Source organism: Streptomyces sp. NPDC005141 (assembly GCF_053599975.1).
Genome location: NZ_JBSFYW010000023.1, coordinates 68,942 through 92,793 on the forward strand (window position 1 = coordinate 68,942; position 23,852 = coordinate 92,793).

Here is a 23,852-nt window from a genome sequence, read left to right on the forward strand (position 1 = left end):
GGACGTGCACCAGGCAAAAGAAACACCTGAACGGCCTCGCTCGGGCCGCTTCCACCGCGCTCGCGCGCTCTACCGGAACGTTTCGAAGCGCAGGACCGCCTGGCTGCTGATCAAGGACACTGTCAACTCGTGCATGGAGTACCGGATCCTGGGACTGGCGGCCGAGGCCGCCTTCTTCACGCTCCTGTCCGTGCCGCCGCTGCTGCTGAGCATGATCGGGCTGCTCGGATACGTGGACGACTGGACCGGCGCCGACACCATCGTCAGCCTGGAGTCCAACATCCTGGAGGCGTCCCGCACGGTGCTGACGCAGAAGGGCGTGCACCAGATCGCCGAGCCGATCCTGCACGACGTGATGAAGGGCGGCCGGCCCGACATCATCTCCCTCGGCTTCCTGTTCGCCCTGTGGTCGGGCTCGCGCGCGGTGAACGTCTTCATCGACACCATCACCGTGATGTACGGCCTCGACGGCACCCGGGGCATCGTGAAGACGCGGGTGATGTCGTTCCTGCTGTTCATCGTGGCGCTGCTGATCGGCTCGGTCGCGCTGCCACTGATGGTGGCGGGTCCGGACGCCGTGGTGAACGTCGTGCCGTGGTCCACGACCGTCGTCCAGGTCCTGTACTGGCCGGTCGTCATCGTGCTGTCGGTCGTCTTCCTGACGACCCTGTACCACGTGTCCGTCCCCGTCCGTTCCCCCTGGGTCGAGGACGTGCCGGGTGCCCTGGTCGCCCTCGCCATGTGGGTGCTCGGCAGCTTCCTGCTGCGCATCTACCTGACCAACACCGTCGAGGGCCCCACCATCTACGGCTCGCTCGCCGCACCCGTCGCCGTCCTGCTGTGGATCGGTGTCTCCGCCTTCGCCGTCCTGGTCGGCGCGGCCGTCAACGCCGCCATCGACCGGGTCTGGCCGGCCGCCGCCACCGCCGCGGCCCGTGCCGCCAACGAGCGGCTGCGCGAGGCCCAGGCCGCCGAGTTCGTGGCCCGCGCCGCCGCGCACCGCTCCTACGACGCCGATCCGGACGACCCCGACATGCCCTCCGAGTTCCCGGAACGCTGGTCGCGCTTCCTGCCCCCGGAGGACGTGACGTCCCGCCTGCGCACGCACGCCAAGAACACCCACCACACCCATCGCGCCCCGAAGAACGGCGAGGAGCACCCTCCGCGGGACTGAGCCCGTGCCCGTCCTCGTCAGGCCTTCCACACCCCGGCCGCCCCGGCCTCCCGCGCGAAGTCCGTGAAGTCCCGCGGCGCACGGCCGAGGATCTCTCGGACGCCGTCCGAGAGGTGGGAGTTGCGGCCGTCGAGGAGGCTCTCGAAGAGGTCGACGAGGAACGCGACCTCCCCGGCCGGCACCCCGAATCCGGCCAGCGTGTCGCCGTACTGCCGCGCCGTGACCGGGGTGTACACCAGTTCCTCGCCCGTGACCCGCGAGATCTCCGCGACGGCCTCCCGGAAGGTCAGCAGCCGGGGCCCGGTGATCGCGAGCTCCCGACCGGTGTACCGGTCGCCCCCGGTCAGCGCGGCCACCACGACGTCCGCGATGTCCCGGACGTCGATGAACGGCTCCCGCACCTCACCGGCCGGGAAGACCAGCTCCCCATGGCGCAGCCCCTCGACCAGCGGGCCCTCGCTGAAGTTCTGCGCGAACCACGCGGCTCGTACGATCGTCCAGTCCGCGCCGGACGTCCTGAGCGCCTCCTCGGTCGGCCGGGCCCGGTCCTCGCCCCGCGACGACAGCAGCACCAGCCGCCGTACGCCCAGCCCCACCGCCTCCCGGGCCAGGGCACCGACCGCCTCCGCGGCGGCCGGCGAGCCGACGTCCGTGGGATACACCAGGTACGCCGCGTCGGCGCCGCGCAGCGCCCCGGCCCAGGTCGAGGCGTCCTCCCAGTCGAAGCCCTCGCCGCGCGACCCGGCCCGGACCGTCAGCCCCGCCGCCCGCGCGGCCTGCGCGACCCGGCTCCCGGTCCGCCCCGTGGCCCCTGTCACCAGCACCGTCATGTTCCGCGTGTCGTCTGTCATGCGTTCCAGTCAACTGCCGCCCCCGGCAAGGAACCATCGGTGAACGGCTCATTCCCATAAGCGGGCGTCCACGGCCGTTCGGGCCGCCGTCTACGCTGGCGCCATGGACGCTCCCCCAGGCTCGGACATGCTCACGCGGGGGGACCCCCTCGCAGGCCTGCTGGAGGGTCCGCGCGCGCGTGGCGCCTTCATGATCCGTGCGTGTTTCGACCCGCCGTGGTGCGTACGCATCGAGGACCGCGCCCCCCTGACGATCATGCTGGTGGTCCGCGGCGACGCCTGGGTCGTACCGGACCGGGGCGAGCGGCTGCGGCTGCGCGCCGGTGACGTCGCCATCGCGCGCGGCCCCGACCCCTACCTCTGCGCCGACGACCCCGGCACCCCGCCGCAGGCCGTGATCCTGCCGGGCGGCGAGTGCACCTACCCGGACGGGCGCTCGCTCAAGGGCCACTGGGACCTCGGAGTCCGCAGCTGGGGCGACCGGCTCGACGGCTCCACGGTGCTGCTGATCGGGACGTACATGATGCGGGGCGAGGTCAACGGCCGGCTGCTCGACGCCCTGCCGCCGCTGCTAGCGCTCCCCTCCGACGTGTGGGAGTGCCCGCTGACACCGATCCTCGCCGAGGAGATGGTGCGCGACGAGCCCGGCCAGGAGGTCGTCCTGGACCGGCTCCTCGACCTGCTGATGATCACCGCCCTGCGGGCCTGGTTCTCCCGCCCCGAGGCCGCGGCGCCCGCCTGGTACCAGGCCCTCGCGGACCCGGTCGTGGGCCGCGTGCTCCGGCTCCTCCAGGACGACCCGGCCCACCCCTGGACGGTCGCCGGGCTCGCCGCCAAGGCCGGCGTCTCGCGCGCCGCCCTGGCCAGGCGCTTCGGCGAACTCGTCGGGGAACCCCCGATGACGTATCTGACCGGCCGGCGCCTCGCCCTCGCCGCCGACCGGCTCCGCGAGTCCGGCGACACCCTCGAGACGATCGCCCGCCACGTCGGCTACGGCAGCGCCTTCGCCCTGTCCAGCGCCTTCAAGCGGGTCTACGGCGTCAGCCCGCAGGAGCACCGGGCCCGCCCGGCGTAGCCTGGCGTACATGTACGCGGAACGGGCGTCCCGGTTGCCGGGCGCGGTGGTCTGGAGCCGCGTCCTGACCGGTCCCTCACCGGGGGGTGGAGTCGCGGCGGGACCGCGCCTCACGACGACGGCGTCCGCGCGGGTGACGGGAGCGGTGTCCGTGCTCGCCTCCGGGGACGGGCGCGGGGACGGGCGCGGAGGAGGGCGCGGAGTCGGGGACGAGGACGGGTCCGGGGCCGCTCCCGGTGCCGTGCTTCCCGACGGCTGCATGGATCTGCTGTGGACCGAGGGGCGGTTGCTCGTCGCCGGTCCCGATACACGGCCCTACATTCCGGACGGAGTGCCCGGCGGCTGGGCGGGCGTCCGCTTCTTCCCCGGCACGGCACCCGCCTACCTGGGTGTGCCCGCGAACGAACTCCGGGACCGGCGCGTGGAGTTGACCGACCTGTGGCCCGCCTCCGAGGTGCGGCGCCTCACCGCGCGGATCGACGCGGCCACCGACCCCGTGGACGCGCTCGAAGAGGTCGCGCTGCTCCGGGCGGCCGAAGCCGAGCCCCCCGATCCGCTGCTCCGGGAGGTGGTGGCCGCCCTGGACGCGGGACGCCCGGTCGCCGAGACGGCCGACGGACTGGGCCTGGGCGCACGGCAGTTGCACCGCCGCTCGCTCGCCGCCTTCGGCTACGGACCCAAGACCCTGGCCCGGGTCCTGCGACTGCAGCGGGCGCTCGCCCTCGCCCGGGACGGCGTGCCCTTCGCGGAGACCGCGCTGCGCGCCGGGTTCGCGGACCAGGCCCATCTGGCGCGAGATGTGCGGGAGTTGGCGGGAGCGACGCTCGGTGAACTGGTCGCTCACCGGTAGCGAGCCGGACTACTGCGCCGGAGCCGGTTCCCCGGGCAGACGGGCGAACAGGTCGACGCCGTTGCCGTCCGGGTCGTGCACGACGGCGTAGCGCATGCCCCAGAAGGCGTCCCATGGTTTGAGCTCGCCGTGGTGGCCCGCGCCGACGAGCTCCTCGTACACGGAGTCGACCTCGGCGGGGCTGTCGCAGAGGAAGGCGAGCGACACCCTGCCGCCGCCGCTCGGAGGCCGCCACCCGGCGTGGAACGACCGGATGGTCTCCTCAGTGTCCAGCGCGAGGCGCAGCCCACCGGGCAGCTCGGCCTCGACGTGCGGCTCGTTCTCCGCACCTTCGGGGAAGGAGAGCCCGAGCCGGCTGTAGAAGGCGAGGGAGGCGGCCATGTCGGAGACGGCCAGCCCGATCACATCGAATCGTGGAGTCATACGGCCACCGTAGGCGGGCCGCGGACGACCGGCTTGAACGAAACGGACACCACCGCGGACGGTCGCCCTAGGCTCCTGTCATGGTCTTCCGCGTTCTTGTCTTCACCCGCACCACCGGCTACCGGCACGACTCCATTCCGGCCGCCCTCGCCGCCGTGCGCGGCCTCGGTGACGCGCACGGCTTCGCGGCCGACGCCACCGAGGACCCCGCGGCCTTCGAGGCACCGCTCGACCCCTACGCGGCGATCGTCTTCCTCTCGACGAGCGGCGAGGTGCTGACGCCACCGGGCCGTGACCGGCTCGCGGCGTACGTCGAGGGCGGTGGCGGGTTCGTCGGGGTGCACGCCGCCGCCTGCACCGAGTACGAGTGGCCCCGCTACGGCGAACTGCTCGGCGCCCGCTTCGACCGGCACCCGGACCTCCAGCCGGGCCGGGTCCTCGTCGAGGACCACGGACATCCCGCCACCCGGCACCTGCCGCCCGTCTGGGAGTTCACGGACGAGTGGTACGACTTCCGCTCCAGCCCGCGCGGTTCGGCCCGCGTGCTCGCCTCCGCCGACGAAACCTCCTACGAGGGCGGCGGAATGGGCGACGACCACCCTCTGGTGTGGTGCCGGGAACAGGGCGCGGGCCGGGTCTTCTACACCGCGCTCGGCCACACCGCGCGGGCGTACGAGGACCCGGACTTCCGCCGGCATCTGCTCGGCGGCATCCTCTGGGCGGCGCGGGGGCCCGCGGCCGGTTCGGACCCGGTCGCGCCGGCCTCCGCCGCACAGCCGTAGCCGTACAGCCATTTCGGCCGAATGGGGACCTCCGCAGGAATACCGGGAAGTGATGTGGTGCTCTGATCCTTACGACTCGCGACGATGAGGAGCTGGTCCCGGATGGCGGTGGACGCGGTGGATCCGGTGGCGGAGACGAAGGACCCGGTGGTCGCCACCCCGTACGGAGCGGTGCGCGGCCGGTACGAGAACGGGATCGCGGTCTTCCGGGGGATCCCGTACGCTGCCCCGCCCTTCGGCGCCCGCCGCTTCCGCCCGCCCGTACCGCCCGAGCCCTGGGACGGGGTGCGGGACGTCGGCGCGTTCGGACCGACGCCGCCGAAGCCGCCCTACTCCGAAGCGTTCGCCCGGCTCCTCGCCGACCCCGTCGTACCCGGTGACGACTGCCTCAATCTGAACGTGTGGACTCCGGAGCCGGACCCCGGCGCCCGGCTCCCCGTCATGGTGTGGATCCACGGTGGAGCCCTGACCCGTGGTTCCTCGGCCGTTCCCGTGTACGACGGGCGCGCCTTCGCGCGCGACGGCGTGGTCTTCGTGTCCGCCAACTACCGCCTGGGCGTGGAGGGTTACGGCCTCTTCCCGGACGCGCCCGCCAACCCCGGGCTGCGCGACCAGCTCGCCGCGCTGGAGTGGGTGCGGGAGTCCGTCGCCCGGTTCGGCGGCGACCCCGACCGGGTGACCGTCTTCGGCGAGTCCGCCGGGGCCATCAGCATCGGCGCGCTGCTCGCGAGTCCGCGCGCCCAGGGCCTGTTCCACCGGGCGGTCCTGCAGAGCGGGCCGCCCGAGGCGAGCGACCGCGACAAGGTGCGCCGGATGGTGCGCAGGATGGCCACCCGGCTGAAGGTCCCCGCGACGGCGGAGGCGTTCGCCGCCGTCGACCGCGACCTGCTCCTGCGGACCCAGGCCGACGTGGGCAGACTCAGCAGCCCGGTGCTCGGCGGTCCCGCCTTCGGCATCGTCGTCGACGGCGACCTCGTGCCGCGCGACCCGCTGGAGGCCCTCGTCGAGGGCGCCGCGCCGGACGTCGGCCTCCTGCTCGGCTGGACCCGCGACGAGTACCGGCTGTGGCTCGTACCGGGCGGCCTCCTGGAACGCGTCGACCGGCTCGGCCCGGTCGCCCTGGCTGGTGCGATGGCCCGCTGCCACTGCGGCCACGAGGTGCCCCGCGGCTACCGAGCCCTCCACCCGGAAGCGGGCACCGCCGATCTCGTCGGCCAGATGGTCACCGACCACCTCCTGCGGGTCCCGCTGCACCGCCTCGCCGACGCGCGGAGCGGCCGGCCCACCGCGTCCCTCGACGCGGACGTCCCCGGCGAGCACCGGACCCCCGCCCATGTCTACGAGTTCGCCTGGCCGTCCAACGTTCCCGGCCTCGGTGCCTGTCACGCCCTGGAACTGGGCTTCGTCTTCGACACCGTCGGCGTACCGGAGTCGGCGAAGCTCGCGGGCCCGGGCGCCCCGCGGGAGCTGGCGGACGCCATGCACCGTGCGTGGGTGCGGTTCGCGGTCGACGGGGACCCGGGGTGGGCCGCCTGGGACGCCTCGCACCCGGTCCGGATCTTCGGCGAAGGCGACCCGCACACCGTGCGGGGCCCGCGCGACCGCGAGCTCGCCCTGTGGGAGGACGAATCGGCCAGGGCCGCGGCCGGACCCGCCGATCCCGCTGTCCGGCCGGCCGGACCCGTGGAGGGCGCGCCCGCGTCACACCCCTCCGTCGAGGCGTCCGCACGCATCGCGGCCCCGCTGTCGGCCGTACGCCGCTTCCGCCGTTCCGGCGGCGCCGGCCGGACGTGACCCGACGGCGGGCGGGAGCCGGGGGATACGCGGGGACTACGCGGCCCGCAGGGCCGCCGTGATCCCCGCGATCGCCTCCGGGCCCACCCGGCAGCATCCGCCGATCAGCCGGGCCCCCGCCCGCTCCCAGCCGCCGACCTGCGAGGCCGTGAACGTGGAGCTGCCGGTCCAGGCGCGGGCTCGGGCGTCCCAGGCCTCGCCGCTGTTCGGATAGACCACGACCGGCTTTCCGGTCACGCGCGCGGCGGTGGCGACCGCCGCGTCGACGTCCTCGGGGACGCAGCAGTTGACCCCGACCGCGATGACCTCGTCCGCCTCGGCGGCCAGGGCGAAGGCCTCCTCCAGGGGTTGCCCGGCCCGCGTACGGTCACCGGCCACGCTGTACGACAGCCACGCCGGTACGCCGAGCCCGCGCACCCCCCGCAGCAGCGCCCGCGCCTCGTCCGTGTCCGGGACCGTCTCCAGGGCCAGCGCGTCGGGCGCGGCGGCGGCCAGCACCTCCAGGCGCGGCCGGTGGAACCGTTCCAGCTCCGCGACGCTCAGCCCGTACCGACCGCGGTACTCCGAGCCGTCCGCGAGCATCGCCCCGTACGGGCCCACCGACGCGGCGACCCACAGCGGCCGCGCGACGCCCTTCGCGTGCGCGCGCCGGGCGGCCTCGCGCGCCAGCCCGACGCTCAGGCCGAGCAGTTCGGCCGCCCGGTCGTGCGGGATGCCGCGCCGGGCGAAGCCCTCGAACGTCGCCTGGTAGCTGGAGGTGATCGCCACGTCCGCGCCCGCCTCGTAGTAGGCGAGATGCGCCTCGACGATCGCCTCGGGCCGCTCCGCGAGCAGCCGCGCCGACCACAGCGCGTCACTCAGGTCGTGCCCGGCCGATTCGAGCTGGTTGGACATCCCTCCGTCGAGCACGACCGGACCGGAGGAGAGCGCGTCGGCGAGGGCGAGGGTGGAGTCGCTGGTCATGGCACGACGCTAGTCGATCCGTGGTGCCGCGCCGGGGCCGGTCCACCCGCTGGGCGGCCGTCCCGGAGGGTGGGACGGACGTCAACGGCAGGTCTCCCGCATCGCGGAACGCCGGCGCGGAGCGGACGAGGTCGCCCACCGGTGGCGCCGGTGGCGCCGGGGCCCGCATGGCTGACACGGCCGGGGTGCCGGGCACTGCGCCATGGAGGCGGGGTGGCCGTACGACCTCCTGGCGTCGGCGACAGCCCCTAGCCTTGGGGGATGCTGCGTGACGTGTTCGACGAGGACGCCGAGCTCTACGACCGCGCCCGCCCCGGCTACCCGCCCGCCCTGGTCGAGGCCCTGATCACCGGCGCCGGGCTGTCCCCGGCCGGGCATGTCCTGGAGGTGGGCCCGGGAACGGGACAGCTGACCGTGCCCCTGGCCCGGGCGGGACTGCGGATCACCGCGGTCGAACTGGGTCCTTCGCTGGCGGCGGTGACCCGGCGCAATCTGCGGCCGTTCCCGGACGCCCGCGTCGAGGTCGCCGCCTTCGAGGAGTGGAGCCCCCCGCCCGGCCACCGCTTCGAGCTGGCGGTCTGCGCCACCGCCTTCCACTGGATCGACCCCGCCGTCCGCGTGCCCAGGATGACCGCCGCCCTCGCTCCGGGCGGCACGCTCGCCCTGGTCACCACCCACCACGTGGCCGGTGGTTCCGCGGACTTCTTCGCGCGGGTCCAGCGCTGCTACGAACGCTGGGATCCCGACACCCCGCCCGACCTGCGCCTGTCCGACGAGACCACGGTGACCTCCGACATCACCGAACTCGACGCCTCCGACCGGCTCGGGCCGGTCGGGATCCGGTGCTTCCCCCAGGAGATCACCTATACGACCGAGGCCTATCTCGACGTCCTGCGCACCTACTCCAACCACCGGGCCCTGCCCGCGCCCGCGCTCCGGGGCCTCCTCGACTGCATCGCCGAGCTGATCGAGAACCGGCACGGAGGCAGCGTCACCAAGCGCTATATGCACGAGCTGATCACGGCCCGACGCGCGACTCCGTAGAGCCCCCTTCCTCTTCGCCGAGCGCGTACCCATCCCGTAGAGCCCTTCCCGCAGAGCGCGTTCCACCCCGGGGACCGCAGTGCCGTCCCCGGGGGGCAGCCCTCTCTCGGAGGGCCGCTCTCCCACCCCGGAGGGCCGTCGGCGACCCGCGACCGGCGGCCTGGAGCAGGCCGGCGCTCGCCTGGCGCGCGGACGACCGGCGCCCCCTCGTCCGGGCCTACGCCGAAGCGAGCCGTCTCGCCTCGGGACACCGGCCCGGCCGACCCGCGGGCCCCACCCCGCAGGACCGGTCCCGTCCGCCCCGTTGACCTCTCCGTAGCACGCGCTTACTTTTTCGGCGGCAACGTTCGTAATCGCAGATATTGTTCGGCATACCGGACGGACGGTCACCGCATGAGCCGCATGAGCCGCACAAGTCCCATCAGCAGCGTGAGCACGCGCCGCACGCGCCGCACGCGCCGCACGAAGCCCATTCGCCACGCGAGCACTCACCGCACGAGCCGTACCAGCCGTACCATCGGCCCCCTTCGGGTGAACCGCGCGGAGCGTCACGCCCTGAGACGTGCGTACGCCCTCCTCGTCGCCCTCTGTCTGGCCGTCACCGGCGGACTCCTGGCCGCCGGGCCCGCCCGGGCAGTTGCCCAGACGATCACCAACGGCACCCGGTTCGCGGACACTTCGGGCGCCCCGGTGCACGCGCACGGCGGGGGTGTCCTCAAAGTCGGCACCTACTACTACTGGTTCGGCGAGAACCGCAACGCCGACAACACCTTCCGGTACGTCGACGCCTACCGCTCCACCGACCTGAAGAACTGGGAGTTCCGCAACCACGTCCTGACCCAGTCGAGCGCCGCCGAGCTGGGAACGGCCTACATCGAGCGGCCCAAGGTCATGTACAACGCGTCCACCGGCACGTTCGTCATGTGGATGCACAAGGAGAACGGCGTCGACTACAGCGAGGCGCGTGCCGCCGTCGCCGTGTCGGACACGGTGGACGGCGCCTACACCTACCGGGGCAGCTTCCAGCCGCTCGGCCAGTACATGTCCCGCGACATCACGACCTTCGTCGACACCGACGGCACCGGCTACATGGTCTCCGCCGCCCGCGAGAACTACGACCTCCAGATCTACCGGCTCACCGCCGACTACACCGGCATCGCGGCCCTGGTGGCCGACCCCTGGCACGGCGGACACCGCGAGGCGCCCGCCCTGTTCAAGCGCGGCGGCGTCTACTTCATGCTGACGTCGGCCGCCACCGGCTGGAGCGCCAACCAGCAGCAGTACGCCACCGCGACCTCGCCGGCCGGCCCCTGGACGGCGATGACGAACGTCGGTGACTCCACGGCCTACGGCTCGCAGACCGCGTACGTCCTTCCCGTGCAGGGGACTTCGGGCACCTCGTACCTCTATCTGGGCGACCGCTGGGGCAACTCCTTCGGCGGCACCGTCAACGACTCCCGGTACGTCTGGCTGCCGGTGGCCTTCCCGACGACGACCACGATGTCCCTGTCCTGGTCCCCGGAGATCACCGTCGACACGACCGCCGGGACCATCGGCGGAACGAGCGCCGCCTACGAGACCCTGACGGCCCGTCACTCCAGCAAGTGCGCCGACGTGCTCAACCAGTCGCTGTGGCAGGGGGTGGCGCTCGCCCAGTACACCTGCAACGGCGGGGCGAACCAGAAGTTCTGGTTCAAGTCCCTGGGCGGCGGCTACTACGAGCTGATGGGCCGGGGCAGTTCCCTGTGTCTGACCGAAGGCGCCACCGGCGTCACACAGGAGAACTGCGCCGGCGCCACCGCCCAGCAGTGGTCGGTGACGGCCTCCGGCGGCTATGTGCTCCTGAAGGCCCGGGCGTCCGGCGAGTGCCTGGACGTGTCCGGCGGGTCCACCGCCAACTCCGCGGCGCTCATCACCTACAGCTGCAACGCGGGCACCAACCAGCAGTGGACACGCGGCACGTGAGCGACGCCGGAAGGCTTCGTGCGCGTCGGACCGCCTGGGTCGCGACGCGCACGACTGTCTGCGGGTCGGGCCCGTCGTCGAGTTGGGCGACGAGCCCGCGGGTCGTCCCACGGCGTCCCGTCGGCGGGGACGGTCGTGAGCCGCTCGAGGGCGGCGGGAAGTTCGGCTGCGGACTAGAAAGCGCTTGCTAATGGCGGTACCGTCCTGCCGCCGGGCCAGCTCGCGTCGCTGTCCCGTCGCCCTGTTGCGCCGTCGTCCTGTTGTGCTGTCGTCCCGTCGGAGGAGCCGCGTATGAGACGTCTCACCATCGCCGTGTCGCTGCTGGCGGTGGCCGCCGCAGGTGCGCTGCCGGCCACTCCGGCCCAGGCCCGCGCGGGGCGGCCCGTCCTGGGCGACGAGAACTGCACGGCGGCCGCCTGTCACTTCGACGTCCCGCCGGGGACTTACGACGTCACGGTGCTGCTGGGCGGTGATGCCGCGGCCAGTACGTCGATCAGCGGAGAGACCCGCCGCTCGCTGCTCCCCGAGACCGCCACCGGGGCGGGCCGGCGCGTGGTGCGCAGTTTCACCGTGAACGTCCGCACCCCCGAAGGCGAGCCGACCGGCCCCGAGGGCACCCCGGGCCTGGATCTCGTCCTCGGAGGTTCGGCACCCGCGCCGACCGACATCCGGGTGACCCCGGCCGTTCCTCGGGCACTTGGCTCCGCACGGCCGGCGGACGCTCGCGCGCACACCCGGCAGATCTTCCTGGTCGGCGACTCGACGGTCTGCGACCAGCCCGGTGACCCGTACTCCGGCTGGGGCCAGCAGCTGCCGCAATACCTCCGCCGGGGCCTCTCCGTCGCCAACTACGCCGATTCCGGGGAGAGTACGGTCACCTATCTCGCGACCCCGGCGCTCTTCCCGACCGTCCAGCCGCTCGTCCGCGAGCACGACCTGGTGCTCATCCAGCTCGCCCACAACGACAAGACGACCGACGAAGCGACGTACCGGACGAACCTCGAGACGCTCGTCGCGGGTGTGCGAGCCCGGGGCGGCGAGCCCGTCCTCGTCACGCCGATCGTCCGCCGCTGGTTCAACGCGGACGGCACCCTGGACAACGGCACCGCGCTGCTGGTGAACGGCCTGGGGGTGGACCATCCGACCGTCATCCGCTCGGTCGCCGCCGCCGAGGACGTGCCGCTCATCGACCTCACGGCGAAGACCAAGGCCCTCGTCGAATCACTCGGCGTCGAGGACTCCAAGGCGATCTATCTCTCCAACGAGAAGCGGGACAACACCCACACCTCGGCGCACGGCGCCACGGTGTACGCGGCCCTGGTCCGCGACGAACTCCTCGCCCTGCATCTGGTGCCGAAGGCTCTGGTGCGGGTGGGATGAGCCCCTGGGGCGTTCCGACCGGAACCGGGACGCCCCAGGTACCCACCCCGGCCTTCCGGGACGTGATGCCCGCCGACAGCCCAGACAGGAAGTCCATGTGATGCCCTCCGAGCCCTCAGAGGACCGCGCCCTGAGCCCGTACACCGGCTGCACGCGCGCCCATTGGGAGGCGGTCGCCGATTCCCTGCTCGCCGCGGTCGCTCCGTACGCCACCGACGACGGAGCCCTCTACCACCTCCCCGGAACGCACACGAGCGCCTCCGGGGGACTCTCCGACGGCCTGGAGGGTTACGCCCGCACTCTGCTGCCGGCCGCCTTCCGCCGCGACGAGAAGGTCCTGGAGCGATACGCGGAGGGGCTGGCCGCCGGAACCGCGGGCGTCTGGCCCCGAGTCGAGGACCGCAGCCAGCCGCTCGTCGAGGCCGCGTCGATCGCGCTCGCGCTGCGGCTGACCCGGCCCCTGCTCTGGGACCGCCTGGACGACGGCGTGCAGCAGCGCGCCGCCGAATGGCTCGGTGACGCGCTGACGGCCGAACCCTGGCCCTGCAACTGGGAGTTGTTCCCGGTGACGGTCGGCGGCTTCCTTCAGGAGATCGGGTACGAACCCGAGGCGTCCCGCGCCGCCATCGACCGCGGGCTGGAGCGCATCGAGCAGTGGTATCTCGGCGAGGGCTGGTACACCGACGGTCACGGGCGGAAGTTCGACTACTACAACGGCTGGGCGATGCACCTCTACCCGGTGCTGCACGCGTGGCTGGCGGACGACACCCGGCTGCTCGATCTGTACGCCGGCCGCCTCGAGGCCCATCTCGGAGACTACGCCCGCCTGTTCGGCGGTGACGGTGCGCCGATGCTCCAAGGCCGCTCGCTCACCTACCGTTTCGCGACCACCGCCCCCCTCTGGCTCGGCGCGCTCACCGGCCGTACACCTCTGTCCCCGGGCGAGACCCGCCGCCTCGCGTCGGGTGCCCTGCGCTACTTCCTCGACCGGGGCGCGGTGGACGACAAGGGCCTGCTCACCCTTGGCTGGCGCGGCCCCGACGAGGCGTTCCTGCAGAGGTATTCCGGCCCCGCCTCTCCGTACTGGGCCGGCAAGGCCTTCGTCGGTCTGCTGCTGCCCCCGGACCACGAGGTCTGGACGGCCACGGAGGAGCCGGGCCCGACGGAACGCGCCGACGCCGTGACCTCGGTCGGACCGCCCAACTGGCTTCTCCAGTCGACGCGTTCGGACGGTCTGGTGCGCCTTCACAACCATGGCAGCGAGGACGTCCGCTACGACCCGTACTACACGCGGCTCGCCTATTCGACGGTGACGGAGCCCTCGCCGTCGTACGACAACAGCGTGATCGTCGGTGCCGAAGCGAGCCGTACGGGGATCGAGCCGCTGGGTGTCGGCGGGGGCTGGGCGGCGTCCCGGCACACCGTGTCGGAGGGCATCCGGGCCGCCTCCCTCGTGGTCGCCCGCGGTGCCGTGGAGGTGCGGGCCCATCTGGTGTCGGGTGCGGCGCCCGGCACGCCGGTACGGGTCACGGGCTGGGCCGCGCGGGACGGCGTGCGTTCCGAAGTCGTGCCCGTGCACGGTCTGTCGGGAGCGGGGGACGGCGTCACCGGGGACGACGCCTCTCTCTTCGTCGCCCTTGTCCGCCTCACCGCCGAGCCGGAGCCCCACCCGCTCGCGGACCTGGTGTCCGTGCGGGTGGCGGCGAGCGACGAAGAGGGGCCGGGCGTCTACGACATGACGGTCACCTGGGCGCCGGGAGACACGGCGAGCTTCCGCTTCGAGGGTTCCGCCGGCGGGGAAGGCGCGTCCTCGGGGCCGTCGGTGGTGGTGCGGTAGGAGAGCGCGAGGAAGGACCCGGCGAGGATGACGGGAGGTGACGACCGGGGGCGGTCGTCGCCGCCCGGATTCCCTAGAGTTCGGGGTGAGGCGGAAGCGGATCCGCTGGGGGAGGGGTTGTGCCATGGGTGGGTCGGACCAGGACCGGACCGGCAGGGGCCCGGTCGATGCCGAGCGGTTGATCGCGGAGGCGCGGAAGGCGTTCTTCGTGATGTTCGGGTTTCTCGTGATCGTCTGGCTGGTGCAACTGGCCAACTACGCCGACCACTACGCCCTCTCGCGGGACTACGGGCTCGTGTCCGGCGACCTCGCCACCTTGCCCGACATCCTCAGCGCGCCCTTCCTGCACTGGAGTTGGGCGCACATCGAGAGCAACTCCGGTCCGCTGTTCGTCTTCGGGTTCCTCGCCGCCTACCGAGGCGTGGTCCGCTTCCTCGGGCTGAGTCTGCTCGTGGCGGTGACCAGCGGGCTCGTGGTGTGGTTCTTCGAGCGCGGCAGCGTGGAGACGGTGGGCGCCAGCGGACTGATCTTCGGGTACTTCGGCTATGTCGTGGTCCGCGGGATCTTCGACCGGCATCTGATCGACACGCTGATCGGAGTCGTCATGGCGGCCTCCTTCGCCTACATGCTCACCGTCGCCGTACCCGGGACGCCGGGGGTGAGCTGGCTCGGACACCTCGGAGGCCTGATCGGCGGCCTGCTCGGGGCCTGGCTCTTCCGTGACCGGCGCGCACCGGCCCTCCCGGCCGCCCCCTCTCCCGGCGCCCCGGACGCGACGGCGCGTCGCACCGCGAGGCCAGGCACCGACAACCCGCGCGCGGACCTGCACAAGGAACTCGGAGACCTGGGCCTGCTGTAGCCGATTCCCGGTCTCAGGAACGAGTGCCTCGAACGGCGCGGCCTGACCGCTGACTTGATCCGTATGGCAAGTCAGATCATCACGCTGGTCGGAGTCCTGCTGGGTGCGGTCACGTCGTTCTTCGCCACCAGCCTGGCGGAGCGTGTCAAGTTCCGGCAGAGCATGGCCACGCGGTGGGACGAGCGCAAGCTCGACACCTACATCGAGTACGTCTCCTGCGTGAAGGAAGCGAACCGGGCTGCCAGGCAGGCCGTCGAAGCACGCGAGCGTGGCGAGGACGGTTCCGAGGCACCGTCGGCGATGGACGCCGCGGAGGCCCGGCGCTCCATCCTGTTCGAAGGTCTTGTGCTGCTGGGGGATGACGCGGCGTGGCAGGCGGCGATGACGGTCAACGAGCGTCTCTGGGCCATCCTGGTGTGCGCCCGAGACCCGTCCGACAGTTCCGTTGCCGGCCGCCAGGGTTTGAGCACCGCGCTCATCGAGGCACTCAACGCGCTGCACAGGGCGGCACGGTCGGACCCGGCCATCGGCGGGAGCCCGGGTGGCAGAGGACCGAGGTGAGTCGGCCTCCGAACGCCACGACCTCGGGAGGACGCCGGCATGGGCCGGGCTAAGTGCCGCCCGGCCCATGGCTCCTCGGATCAGTCGCCGATCCGCGGCAGCAGGGAGACGATCCCGCTGCCGTTCCGGGCGACCAGCACATCCTCGTACAGCAGGACCTGCGGCGTGATCCCGGGGCCGGGCCTCCCCTTGCCGGTGTCGACGTGATCGCGCCAGACCTGCTCACCCGTTCGCAGATCGAGGCCGGACAGATCTCCGGTCGGGCTGAAGAAGTACACGACCCCCTGCCCCGCCGACACCGCGGGAGACGCGATGCCCGACAACGTGTCCTTGCCGGGCATCCTGACGCCCACCGGGGCGGTCCACAGGGTCTTTCCCGTGGTCAGCGAGTAGACCGATGCCTTGCCCTTCCAGGACACGGAGATCAGACGGTCACCGACGACATCCGCGTTGGCCATCTCCCCCTTGATCCGATAGGAGTGCGAGGTCCGCTCCCCGGAGCTGCTGATGCTGGTCAGCCGGATGTCGCCGGCGGCATCCCGCTTTCCGCCCAGGACCAACCGGGTCTTTGAGGTCCCGAAGAGCTGCTGCCCGCCGGGAAGGGTCATGACCTTGGTGGCGCTTCCCGTGGCGGGATCGAGACGGAGGACGTCGGTGTGGTCCGGCTTCTCGGAGTCCCGCAGGCAGGCGAGATAGGGCACACCGCCCAGCACCGCCCGTTGGCACACGATCCCCTTGTCCCAGGTGTGGCGCCACTTCTCCTTGCCTGTCAGCGGATCGAGGGCCGACATCGAGCGCAGCGTCGGGGTGTTGGCCAGCACCGCGCCGTCGATGAGCATGGCGGCCTGGTCGGTGCGGTCGTCCTGCGGCATCCGGACCTTCCACAGCACATCACCGGTGTCGGCGTCCACCGCCATCAGATCGGTACCGCCCATGTAGTCCCCGTCCGGCAGGTTCTTCGCGGTGTGATTGCGGTAGGCGTAGACCACACCGTCGCGCACGGCGAACGGGTGGTCGATCCCGTCGCCGTCGCGATTGACCTTGACGGTCCACAGCCGCTCGCCGGTGTTGGCGTCGAACTTCGCGGCGTCGTACTCGGACCCGCTGCAGTACAGCGCGGAACCGTCCACCAGGCAGCCCCGCTCGCTGACGCCCGGGGTGCCGCTCTGCCACGGCTTCCAGCCCTCCGGCGACGCCGCCGGCCGCACGGGCCGGTCCGGCCCTGCCGCACCGCCGCCCAAGAAGCCGAGCGCGGCCCCGACGGTGATCGCGGCAACGGCCACCGCCGCCCCAGCGGCCTGCGAGAGGCGGCGCCGGCTGCGCCGCCGCACCACCTTCTCGACCAGGTCCCCGGGCGCCCGGACCCGGTCCAGCGCGACCGCGCGCAGTGTCTCCCGGACCTTCTCCTCCACCTGTTCCGTCGTCATCCCTGGACCCCCTTCGACGTATAGCTGAGCGGCTGCATCTGTTCCGCGTGCCCTTCGGGCCCCAGCTCCGGTACGAGCGCCCGGAGCTTCGCGAGCGACCGGTGCGCCGTACTGCGCACCGTGCCGACCGGGCACCTCAGCAGCGCCGCGACCTCGGCCTCCGGCAGGTCCTCGAAGTAGCGCAGGACGACCACGGCTCTCTGCCGCTTCGTCAGACGGCCCAGTGCCGCCCACAGCGCGATCCGCAGCTCGGAGTCCGACTCGGCGCCGGCCTCCCCGCCGGACTCGGGCAGTACGGGCACCGTCGTCTCGGCGCTGTGTCTGCGCAGCCGCCAGCGGTTGACCTGCTGGCGGTACATGATCTGGCGGATGTACGCCTCGGGCTGCTCGATCTGCGCCCAGCGCCCATAGGCTTTCATCAGCGCGATCTGCAGCAGGTCTTCCGCGGCATGCCGGTCCCCGCCGGTGAGCAGCACCGCGAGCCGCAGCAGCGCGGTGGAGCGCATCGCTACGAACTCCCGGAACTCGTCGTGACTCGACGCCTTCATCGATCCTCCCCTTCTCGGCAATCATCACGACGCGATGAGCCGGCCGCGGCTATCCCTCGTAGGGCGAGATTGTGGATTCATACCAAGTCCGGCCTCGGCAGGGTGAACCGGTCGAGGGTGCACTCCCTCAACTCCAGGCCGGGGAACGGTATGAGGGAACAGGTGCTCCCACCGGGTGAGCTCCTGCTCGGTGGGAACACCTGTCCCGCCGCGTGCCCCGAACTCTCGCTCGGCGGACGGGACGTAGGGGACCCAGCACGGTTCGGCCCGCGCCGAACCGTTCCGCCGTTAGCGTTTCCGCATGACCGAAACCCAGAGAGAAGACCCGGCCGAGGCCGTCACCGCCATGGTCGGCCATGTGCTGGACCTGGCGGCGAGCTGGACCGCCTGGGACGGTCGGCCGGTACCTGTCGACGATCGCGTGTACACCCCGCACAAGGCGATCCGCCGGGTCGCCGACCATCTCGTGGACCACCTCGCCGAGTTGGAGGCACGCCTGGTGGGCGAAGAGCCGTTGCCCGACCACTGGCACGCGTCGGCGAGCACGACGGAGGCGGATCTCGCCCCGTTCACCGAGGACGACCTGGACGAGGCCCGCAGCCGTCTGAACCGGCTCGCCCGGATCTGGGCGAACCGGCTCGGGGCGCTGACCGACGACCAGCTCGACCACTCGCCGGGTGAGGGGTGGTCGTTCCGTGAACTCGCCCTGCATCTACGGGGATCCACGTACTACGCCGACTCTGTGGGAAAGGTGTCATGACTCCCGTCGCCACTCCGTTCGCCGCGCTCCATCACGCCGACACCCCGCTGCTTCTGCCCAACGCCTGGGACCACGCCTCCGCGCTGGCTCTCGCCCGGCAGGGCTTCGAGGCCGTCGGGACGACGAGCCTCGGCGTCGCCGCTGCCGCCGGGCTGCCCGACGGCGCTGCGGCGACCCGTGATCTGACGCTCCGGCTCGCCCGGCAGCTCGGCGGCGGGCGCTTCCTGCTGTCGGTGGACGCCGAGGACGGGTTCGGCCAGGACCCGGACGATGTCGCCGGGCTGGCACGCGAGCTGGCCGACGCCGGGGTGGCCGGCATCAACATCGAGGACGGACTCGCGCCCGTGGGCCTGCACGCGGCGAAGATCGCGGCCGTCAAGGCCGCGGTGCCCGAGCTCTTCGTGAACGCGCGGACCGACACGTACTGGCTCGGCGACGGCGGCCACGCCGAGACCTGCCGCCGCCTCGACGCCTATGCACAGGCCGGAGCGGACGGCGTGTTCGTCCCCGGGCTGAGCGACCCGGGCCGCATCGCCGACCTGGTGAAGACGTTCGACGTGCCGCTCAACATCCTCTACGCACCCCTGGGCCCGACCTTCCCCCAGCTCGGCGACCTCGGCGTACGCCGGGTCAGCCTCGGGTCCCTGCTGTACCGGCGCGCGCTGGGCGCGGCCCTGGACACCGCCCTGGACATCCGGGCCGGACGAACGCCGCCGGGTGGCGCCCCGGACTACGCGGAGGTGCAGGCGCTCAGCGCACAGCGCGGCGACGCCTAGCACCACCGGAACCACCAGGTAGACCCCGCAGCAGGCCACGACCACAGCGACCAGCGCGCACCCGGCGATCGCGGAGCGGCGCAGGCCGCTGCGCCGGGGGAGCAGCACGACGGCAGCCGCCGTTCCGGCCGGCGTCACCGCGGCCAGACACGCCGAAGTCGCCCGGAGCAGCACCTCCACGCCGATCACGTCCCGCGCCGCGATCAGCAGGACCGCCGTGCAGGGGGCGAGAAGGGCCAGGCCTCCCCTGATGCCGAGGTCCGCCGGCAGGGGGAGCGACCCGGACCGGGCGAGCGCCGCGCCCAGCCGCGCCCCGCCCGCCAGATACGCGCAGCCCCGCCATGAGGCGCTGCGCGCGCCCCGACGCCCGCAGGCCGGCCATGTTCGCCCCGGCCGCGGCCGCCAGGACGAGCGCCGCCCCCCGTCGCGGTGGCACCGCCCAGGCCCGCCGCGGCGGCCACGTACGCGCCGCCGATCAGTGCCGCGGCGGGTACGCCGAGCGGGACGGCCCAGTAGAACCACCAGCCGACGGGTGCGGCGGCCCGCTCCCCGAAGGCCCGGCGGACGAATGCCGAGACACCGCCCCCGTCCGGGTGGCGCGCGCCCAGGGCCGCGAACACGAGGGCGACCGGCAGGCTCAGTGCGATCAGCCCGGCCCAGGCGAGCACCGACGCGGGCCCGGCCGCCGCCGCGGCCGACGACGGCAGCGCGAGCACCCCGGGGCCCAGGACGGCCCCCATGCACAGGGCCGTCCCGGTCCGCAGCCCCAGCCCCGTCCGCGCGTCGGCCGGACCCCGCCGTGTTCGCACGCCCATGAGGTCCCGCCGCGTCCGCATGCTCGCTGGATTCCGTCGCGTTCGTACGTTCATCGGCACGGCTCCCCGATCACTGTTCGGCATCCTGTGTCGAAGGTAGGCAGTGGGTGCGATGGTCGGACGATCTGCCGAATTCAATTCGGCGAACGGGGAAGGGTGGCGGTCATGGATGCACTTGATTCGGCGATCGTGGAACACCTTCAGCGCGATGCGCGGCAGACCAACCGGGAACTGGCCCGCAAACTCGGCATCGCCCCGTCGACCTGTCTGGAGCGCGTACGGGCGCTGCGCAACCGCGGTGTGATCACCGGCTATCACGCGGCCGTCGACCTGCGCGCCCTCAACCGTCCTGTCCAGGCTCTGCTGTCCGTGCAGGTACGGCCGCTGAGCCGCGAGGTCGTCGAGGGCTTCAAACAGTACGCGGCCGGTCTCCCCGAGGTCCTGTCGGTCTTCGTCGTCGCGGGCAGCGAGGACTTCCTCGTCCATGTCGCCGTCCCGGACGTCGACCAGCTGCACTCCTTCCTGCTGGACCGCTTCAGCAAGCGGCGCGAGATCGTCAACTTCCGCAGCTCGGTGATCTATCAGCATCTGAGCAAACCGGTGACGAGACCACTGAGACCGTCCGACGCACCGTGACGGCAGGCGGGTCGGCCGACCGGCTTCCCGTGAGCGTCAGGGCGAGCAGGCCCGCGTGGTCAACCGGGTGCTCCCGGCCTCCGAGCCGGCCGCCGGGAAGCGCGACGGGACCGGCCCGGTCACTCGTCGTCCCCGTCCTGGGCGCGGGGCCAGTTCTCCAGGGCCACGTGCAGGGCGTCCAGCGCGTGCCGCCATGACGTCTCCACGGCGCGGGGGGCGCCGAATCCGCCGATGGCCTCGAGGCTGCAGTAGCCGTGGAAGGTGCTGCGCAACAGACGTACGGCGTCGGTGAGATCGGGCTCGGACAGCCCATAGCCGCGGAGCATGCCATAGGTGACGTCGCCCGTGACCTCGGCGGTGCGGCGGTAAGCCGGCGACCCGGCGACGAGGGCGGGGTCGAGCTGCGTGTGGGTGGCCCGGTAGCGGCCGGGCCGCTCCAGCGCGTACGCGCGATAGGCGTCGGCGAACGCGACGAGCGCGTCCTTGCCGGCCCGCCCGGCAACGGCGGCGGCGATCCGGTCGATCATCTCGCCGGACGCGAGCAGCGCGATGCGCTGGCGCAGTTCCCGCACATTCTTCACGTGCGCGTACATGCTCGCGTCCTTCACCCCGAACTGCCGGGCCAGCGCCGACACGGTGACGTTCTCGAAGCCGATCTCGTCCGCGAGATCGGCCCCGGCCCGCACGACCCGTTCGGTCGTGAGCCCGGCACGAGCCATGGGGGACCACCTTTGCGCCACGGAGTGTTTCCTAGGAAATCTAGGCGGAACCCTAGTCCCGACAGAGCCCGAACTCCACGGAAGTCCTGACGCAACGGACACCTGGGCGGTCAACATGCCTACTGGCAAGGTCAGTTGACCGATCCAGGTCGCCCCGCGATCACGAGCACGCCGCACGCCGTTCATGCTCCGGGCCGAATCTCCTCATGAAGCGCCCGCGAGGGCGGGGCGGGACTCAGGAGACGGTCATGGGGCACACGCACGGACACGAGCACGGGCATCACCATCACCACCATCACGGCCACGAGGACACGGGCGCCCCGCTGCCCGCCGCCTTCGACACCTCCGTGCCCGACGAGGCGCTCACTCCCGAGCAGCGGTCGCGCCGTTCGCTGCTGCGCCGCGCGGGGCTGCTCGGCGCGGGCCTCGCCGCCGGAGGCGTCCTCGCGCAGGGGGCCGCCACCCCCGCGTACGCCTCCACGAGCGGCCGGAGAAAGAACGGCTTCCTGTGGCTGGCCGGCGACCACCACATCCACACCCAGTACAGCAGCGACGGCAAGTACCGCGTCGGCGACCAGGTCCGGCAGGGCGCCGCACACGGCCTGGACTGGATGGTCATCACCGACCACGGCAGTGAGACGCACGCCAAGATCGGTGTGGAGAAGGTCAACCCGGACATCCGGGAGGCCCGGGACGCCTACGAGGACACCCTCGTGTTCCAGGGTCTCGAGTGGAACATCCCGGCCGCCGAGCACGGCACCGTCTTCGTCCATCCGGGCCGGAACGAGGTCGCGGTCCTCAAGCAGTTCGAGACCGACTCGACGGCAGCGTGAAGGGCGCGTCCGACTCGACGCCCGCCAATGAGGCGCTGGCCGTAGCGGGCCTCAACTTCCTCGCGCAGCAGGTGGAACGGCGCAAGGTGAAGGACGCCCTGATGCTCGCCAACCACCCGGCGCGGCGCGGTGTGGACTCGCCGCACGAGATCCGCGGCTGGCGCGATGCCACCGCGCCCGGCCGGCAGATCGCCGTCGGCTTCGAAGGTGCCCCGGGCCACCAGGCCGCCGGTCTGGCCACACCGCTCGGCATGGGCCGGGCCCGCGGCATCTACGACAACAGCCCGAGCGCCGCCTCCTTCGCCGGGTACCCGCTGGAGAGCTACCGCACCTGGGGCGGCTTCGACTGGATGACCGCCACCGTCGGCGGACTGTGGGACAGCCTGCTCGCCGAGGGCAAGCCCTGGTGGATCACCGCCAACTCCGACTCCCACCAGGTCTACACGGACACCGCCGTACGCGGCGGACCGGACAGCGACTTCACCGCCAACGGCAGGCACACCGACCCGGTCTACGGCGGCAGGATCGACCTCACGCAGGGCGACTACTGGCCCGGCCAGTACAGCCGTACGCACGTCGGCGCCGACGGATTCTCGTACGCCGCCGTGATGGACGGCATCCGCGCCGGTCGGGTGTGGGTCGACCACGGGCAGCTCATCAGCGGTCTCGACGCGCGCGTCGCGGGCGGCGGCCGCTGGGCCACCCTCGGCGGCGCGCTGCACGTGCGCAAGGGCACCCGGGTCACGCTCACCGTCGACCTGGGTCTGGCCGGTGGCCCCAACTGGGCGGGCTTCCTGCCGAAGTTGGCGCGCGTCGACGTCATCCAGGGCGATGTGACGGGCCCGGCCGCGGACCGGGACACGATCACGGCTCCCACCGCGCGGGTCACCCGGTCCTACGAGGTGAACAAGTCGGCCGGCACGGTCCGGCTCACCTACGACCTCGGTGCCGTCGACCGCCCGGTGTACGTCCGTCTGCGGGGCACCGACGGCAACCGTTCAGCCGTCGGTCTGATGGGCGCGGCGGTCGACCCGGCGGGTCCGGCCGTGGACGTCGTCGGTGACGCGGACCCGTGGAAGGACCTGTGGTTCTACTCCAACCCGGTGTGGGTTCTCCCCTCGTGAGCGATCTGTACGTCGTCGGAGTCGACACCGGTCACACGGGAGCCCTGCGGGAGGCCGACCACCTGCTGCGTGCGCTGGCTGTCGAACTCGACCTGGAGGAAGACGTGTCGGGCTGCACGCACCACGTACGGGACGGACGGCGTCCGCACACGGCGCTGTCCTTCGCCCTGCCGTCGGAACGTGCGGCCCGCGCGGCCTGGCGCCGGCTCCTGGGGACCGAATCCGCCATCGTCCCCGGTGCCGGTGCCGGTGCTGGTGCCGGTGCCGGTGGCGGTGTCGTCCTGGGCGCTGCCTTCGGCGGTGAGCGGCACGGGCCCGACGATCTCGCGGCCGGAGCCGCACACGCCGTCGCCGAGCACACGGCGCGCACGGGTGGCCGTGCCGTCCTGTACCCGGGGGCCGACGCCCTGACCGGCACCGTGACCGTCGCGCGGCTTCTGGAAGTCTCCGCGGTGGAGCGGATCACCGTACTCGGCTCGCCCGAAGGCGCCGCTCAGGGACGGCAGTTGATCACGCGTGACCACGTACGTCCCGAGTGGCGCGACGGTCGCCTGGTCCTCGCGGCGATGCCCGCCGCGGGCGGAGCACTGGTTCCCTTCGAGGTGCCTGACCCGACACCCTGCTGTGCGGACCATTGAGTCCGACATGCGGCGCGG

General features: G+C 72.5%; 22 protein-coding genes and 1 pseudogene. 16 read left to right on the top strand and 7 right to left on the bottom strand.

Annotation, left to right across the window (positions count from 1 at the left end):
• Window positions 1-4: 4 nt before the first annotated feature.
• Window positions 5-1,174: a YihY/virulence factor BrkB family protein gene (locus tag ACWD68_RS19955; protein WP_451807740.1), complete on the top strand. Its 1,170-nt coding sequence runs from the start codon at window positions 5-7 to the stop codon at window positions 1,172-1,174.
• Between the two features lie 17 nt (window positions 1,175-1,191).
• Here the strand turns inward: ACWD68_RS19955 and ACWD68_RS19960 are convergent, their stop codons facing one another.
• On the bottom strand, window positions 1,192-2,025 hold the full coding sequence (locus ACWD68_RS19960; protein ID WP_451807741.1) for an NmrA family NAD(P)-binding protein: 834 nt from the start codon (window positions 2,023-2,025) through the stop codon (window positions 1,192-1,194).
• Between the two features lie 127 nt (window positions 2,026-2,152).
• Between ACWD68_RS19960 and ACWD68_RS19965 the strand changes: the two genes are divergently transcribed.
• Window positions 2,153-3,100, top strand: coding sequence for a cupin domain-containing protein (locus ACWD68_RS19965; RefSeq protein WP_451807783.1), 948 nt, complete (start codon window positions 2,153-2,155; stop codon window positions 3,098-3,100).
• 10 nt (window positions 3,101-3,110) lie between these two features.
• The gene (locus ACWD68_RS19970) at window positions 3,111-3,950 is read left to right on the top strand and encodes a helix-turn-helix domain-containing protein (RefSeq protein WP_451807742.1); all 840 of its coding nucleotides are present in this window, start codon (window positions 3,111-3,113) and stop codon (window positions 3,948-3,950) included.
• Between the two features lie 9 nt (window positions 3,951-3,959).
• On the opposite strand, the gene ACWD68_RS19975 is transcribed toward ACWD68_RS19970, so the two are convergent.
• Window positions 3,960-4,373, bottom strand: coding sequence for a VOC family protein (locus ACWD68_RS19975; protein WP_451807743.1), 414 nt, complete (start codon window positions 4,371-4,373; stop codon window positions 3,960-3,962).
• Between the two features lie 80 nt (window positions 4,374-4,453).
• Between ACWD68_RS19975 and ACWD68_RS19980 the strand changes: the two genes are divergently transcribed.
• Complete coding sequence (locus ACWD68_RS19980) at window positions 4,454-5,155, top strand: ThuA domain-containing protein (protein ID WP_451807744.1); 702 nt, start codon at window positions 4,454-4,456, stop codon at window positions 5,153-5,155.
• Between the two features lie 102 nt (window positions 5,156-5,257).
• A complete protein-coding gene (locus ACWD68_RS19985; RefSeq protein WP_451807784.1) occupies window positions 5,258-6,949 on the top strand; it encodes a carboxylesterase/lipase family protein in 1,692 nt (563 codons plus the stop codon).
• 36 nt (window positions 6,950-6,985) lie between these two features.
• On the opposite strand, the gene mmuM is transcribed toward ACWD68_RS19985, so the two are convergent.
• Window positions 6,986-7,912, bottom strand: coding sequence for a homocysteine S-methyltransferase (mmuM, locus tag ACWD68_RS19990; protein ID WP_451807745.1), 927 nt, complete (start codon window positions 7,910-7,912; stop codon window positions 6,986-6,988).
• 261 nt (window positions 7,913-8,173) lie between these two features.
• Here mmuM and ACWD68_RS19995 point away from each other — a divergent pair, with 261 nt between their 5' ends.
• From ACWD68_RS19995 to ACWD68_RS20020, 6 genes are all read left to right on the top strand, one after another.
• Window positions 8,174-8,956: a class I SAM-dependent methyltransferase gene (locus ACWD68_RS19995; protein ID WP_451807746.1), complete on the top strand. Its 783-nt coding sequence runs from the start codon at window positions 8,174-8,176 to the stop codon at window positions 8,954-8,956.
• Between the two features lie 555 nt (window positions 8,957-9,511).
• Entirely contained in the window at window positions 9,512-10,921 is a 1,410-nt protein-coding gene (locus ACWD68_RS20000; RefSeq protein ID WP_451807785.1) for an RICIN domain-containing protein, read from the top strand.
• 291 nt (window positions 10,922-11,212) lie between these two features.
• Window positions 11,213-12,301 carry a rhamnogalacturonan acetylesterase gene (locus ACWD68_RS20005; protein WP_451807747.1) on the top strand — a complete coding sequence of 363 codons (1,089 nt, stop codon included), beginning with the start codon at window positions 11,213-11,215 and terminating at the stop codon, window positions 12,299-12,301.
• A 100-nt stretch (window positions 12,302-12,401) separates the two neighbouring features.
• Window positions 12,402-14,138, top strand: coding sequence for a DUF2264 domain-containing protein (locus ACWD68_RS20010; RefSeq protein WP_451807748.1), 1,737 nt, complete (start codon window positions 12,402-12,404; stop codon window positions 14,136-14,138).
• A gap of 124 nt (window positions 14,139-14,262) precedes the next feature.
• Window positions 14,263-14,997 (top strand): rhomboid family intramembrane serine protease, encoded by a 735-nt coding sequence (locus ACWD68_RS20015; protein WP_451807749.1) that lies wholly within the window; start codon window positions 14,263-14,265, stop codon window positions 14,995-14,997.
• Window positions 14,998-15,060: 63 nt separating this feature from the next.
• Window positions 15,061-15,558: a hypothetical protein gene (locus ACWD68_RS20020; RefSeq protein ID WP_451807750.1), complete on the top strand. Its 498-nt coding sequence runs from the start codon at window positions 15,061-15,063 to the stop codon at window positions 15,556-15,558.
• An 80-nt stretch (window positions 15,559-15,638) separates the two neighbouring features.
• On the opposite strand, the gene ACWD68_RS20025 is transcribed toward ACWD68_RS20020, so the two are convergent.
• Window positions 15,639-16,985: an outer membrane protein assembly factor BamB family protein gene (locus ACWD68_RS20025; RefSeq protein WP_451807751.1), complete on the bottom strand. Its 1,347-nt coding sequence runs from the start codon at window positions 16,983-16,985 to the stop codon at window positions 15,639-15,641.
• Complete coding sequence (locus ACWD68_RS20030) at window positions 16,982-17,533, bottom strand: SigE family RNA polymerase sigma factor (protein ID WP_451807752.1); 552 nt, start codon at window positions 17,531-17,533, stop codon at window positions 16,982-16,984. The genes ACWD68_RS20025 and ACWD68_RS20030 overlap by 4 nt, the downstream gene beginning before the upstream one ends.
• A gap of 301 nt (window positions 17,534-17,834) precedes the next feature.
• On the opposite strand from ACWD68_RS20030, the gene ACWD68_RS20035 reads away from it, so the two are divergent.
• Window positions 17,835-18,293 carry a hypothetical protein gene (locus tag ACWD68_RS20035; RefSeq protein WP_451807753.1) on the top strand — a complete coding sequence of 153 codons (459 nt, stop codon included), beginning with the start codon at window positions 17,835-17,837 and terminating at the stop codon, window positions 18,291-18,293.
• On the top strand, window positions 18,290-19,069 hold the full coding sequence (locus ACWD68_RS20040) for an isocitrate lyase/PEP mutase family protein (protein WP_451807754.1): 780 nt from the start codon (window positions 18,290-18,292) through the stop codon (window positions 19,067-19,069). The genes ACWD68_RS20035 and ACWD68_RS20040 overlap by 4 nt, the downstream gene beginning before the upstream one ends.
• 203 nt (window positions 19,070-19,272) lie before the next feature.
• On the opposite strand, the gene ACWD68_RS20045 is transcribed toward ACWD68_RS20040, so the two are convergent.
• Window positions 19,273-19,878 carry an amino acid permease gene (locus tag ACWD68_RS20045; RefSeq protein WP_451807755.1) on the bottom strand — a complete coding sequence of 202 codons (606 nt, stop codon included), beginning with the start codon at window positions 19,876-19,878 and terminating at the stop codon, window positions 19,273-19,275.
• A gap of 171 nt (window positions 19,879-20,049) precedes the next feature.
• On the opposite strand from ACWD68_RS20045, the gene ACWD68_RS20050 reads away from it, so the two are divergent.
• Window positions 20,050-20,520: an Lrp/AsnC family transcriptional regulator gene (locus ACWD68_RS20050; RefSeq protein ID WP_451807756.1), complete on the top strand. Its 471-nt coding sequence runs from the start codon at window positions 20,050-20,052 to the stop codon at window positions 20,518-20,520.
• 119 nt (window positions 20,521-20,639) lie between these two features.
• Here ACWD68_RS20050 and ACWD68_RS20055 read toward each other — a convergent pair whose 3' ends face one another.
• Window positions 20,640-21,239 carry a TetR/AcrR family transcriptional regulator gene (locus tag ACWD68_RS20055; protein WP_451807757.1) on the bottom strand — a complete coding sequence of 200 codons (600 nt, stop codon included), beginning with the start codon at window positions 21,237-21,239 and terminating at the stop codon, window positions 20,640-20,642.
• A 248-nt stretch (window positions 21,240-21,487) separates the two neighbouring features.
• Here ACWD68_RS20055 and ACWD68_RS20060 point away from each other — a divergent pair.
• Together ACWD68_RS20060 and ACWD68_RS20065 are read left to right on the top strand one after the other, a co-directional pair.
• Window positions 21,488-23,196: pseudogene (locus ACWD68_RS20060) on the top strand (PHP domain-containing protein).
• Window positions 23,193-23,834 (top strand): hypothetical protein, encoded by a 642-nt coding sequence (locus ACWD68_RS20065; RefSeq protein ID WP_451807758.1) that lies wholly within the window; start codon window positions 23,193-23,195, stop codon window positions 23,832-23,834. Before ACWD68_RS20060 ends, ACWD68_RS20065 begins: the two are co-directional and overlap by 4 nt.
• The last annotated feature ends 18 nt before the right edge of the window (window positions 23,835-23,852 follow it).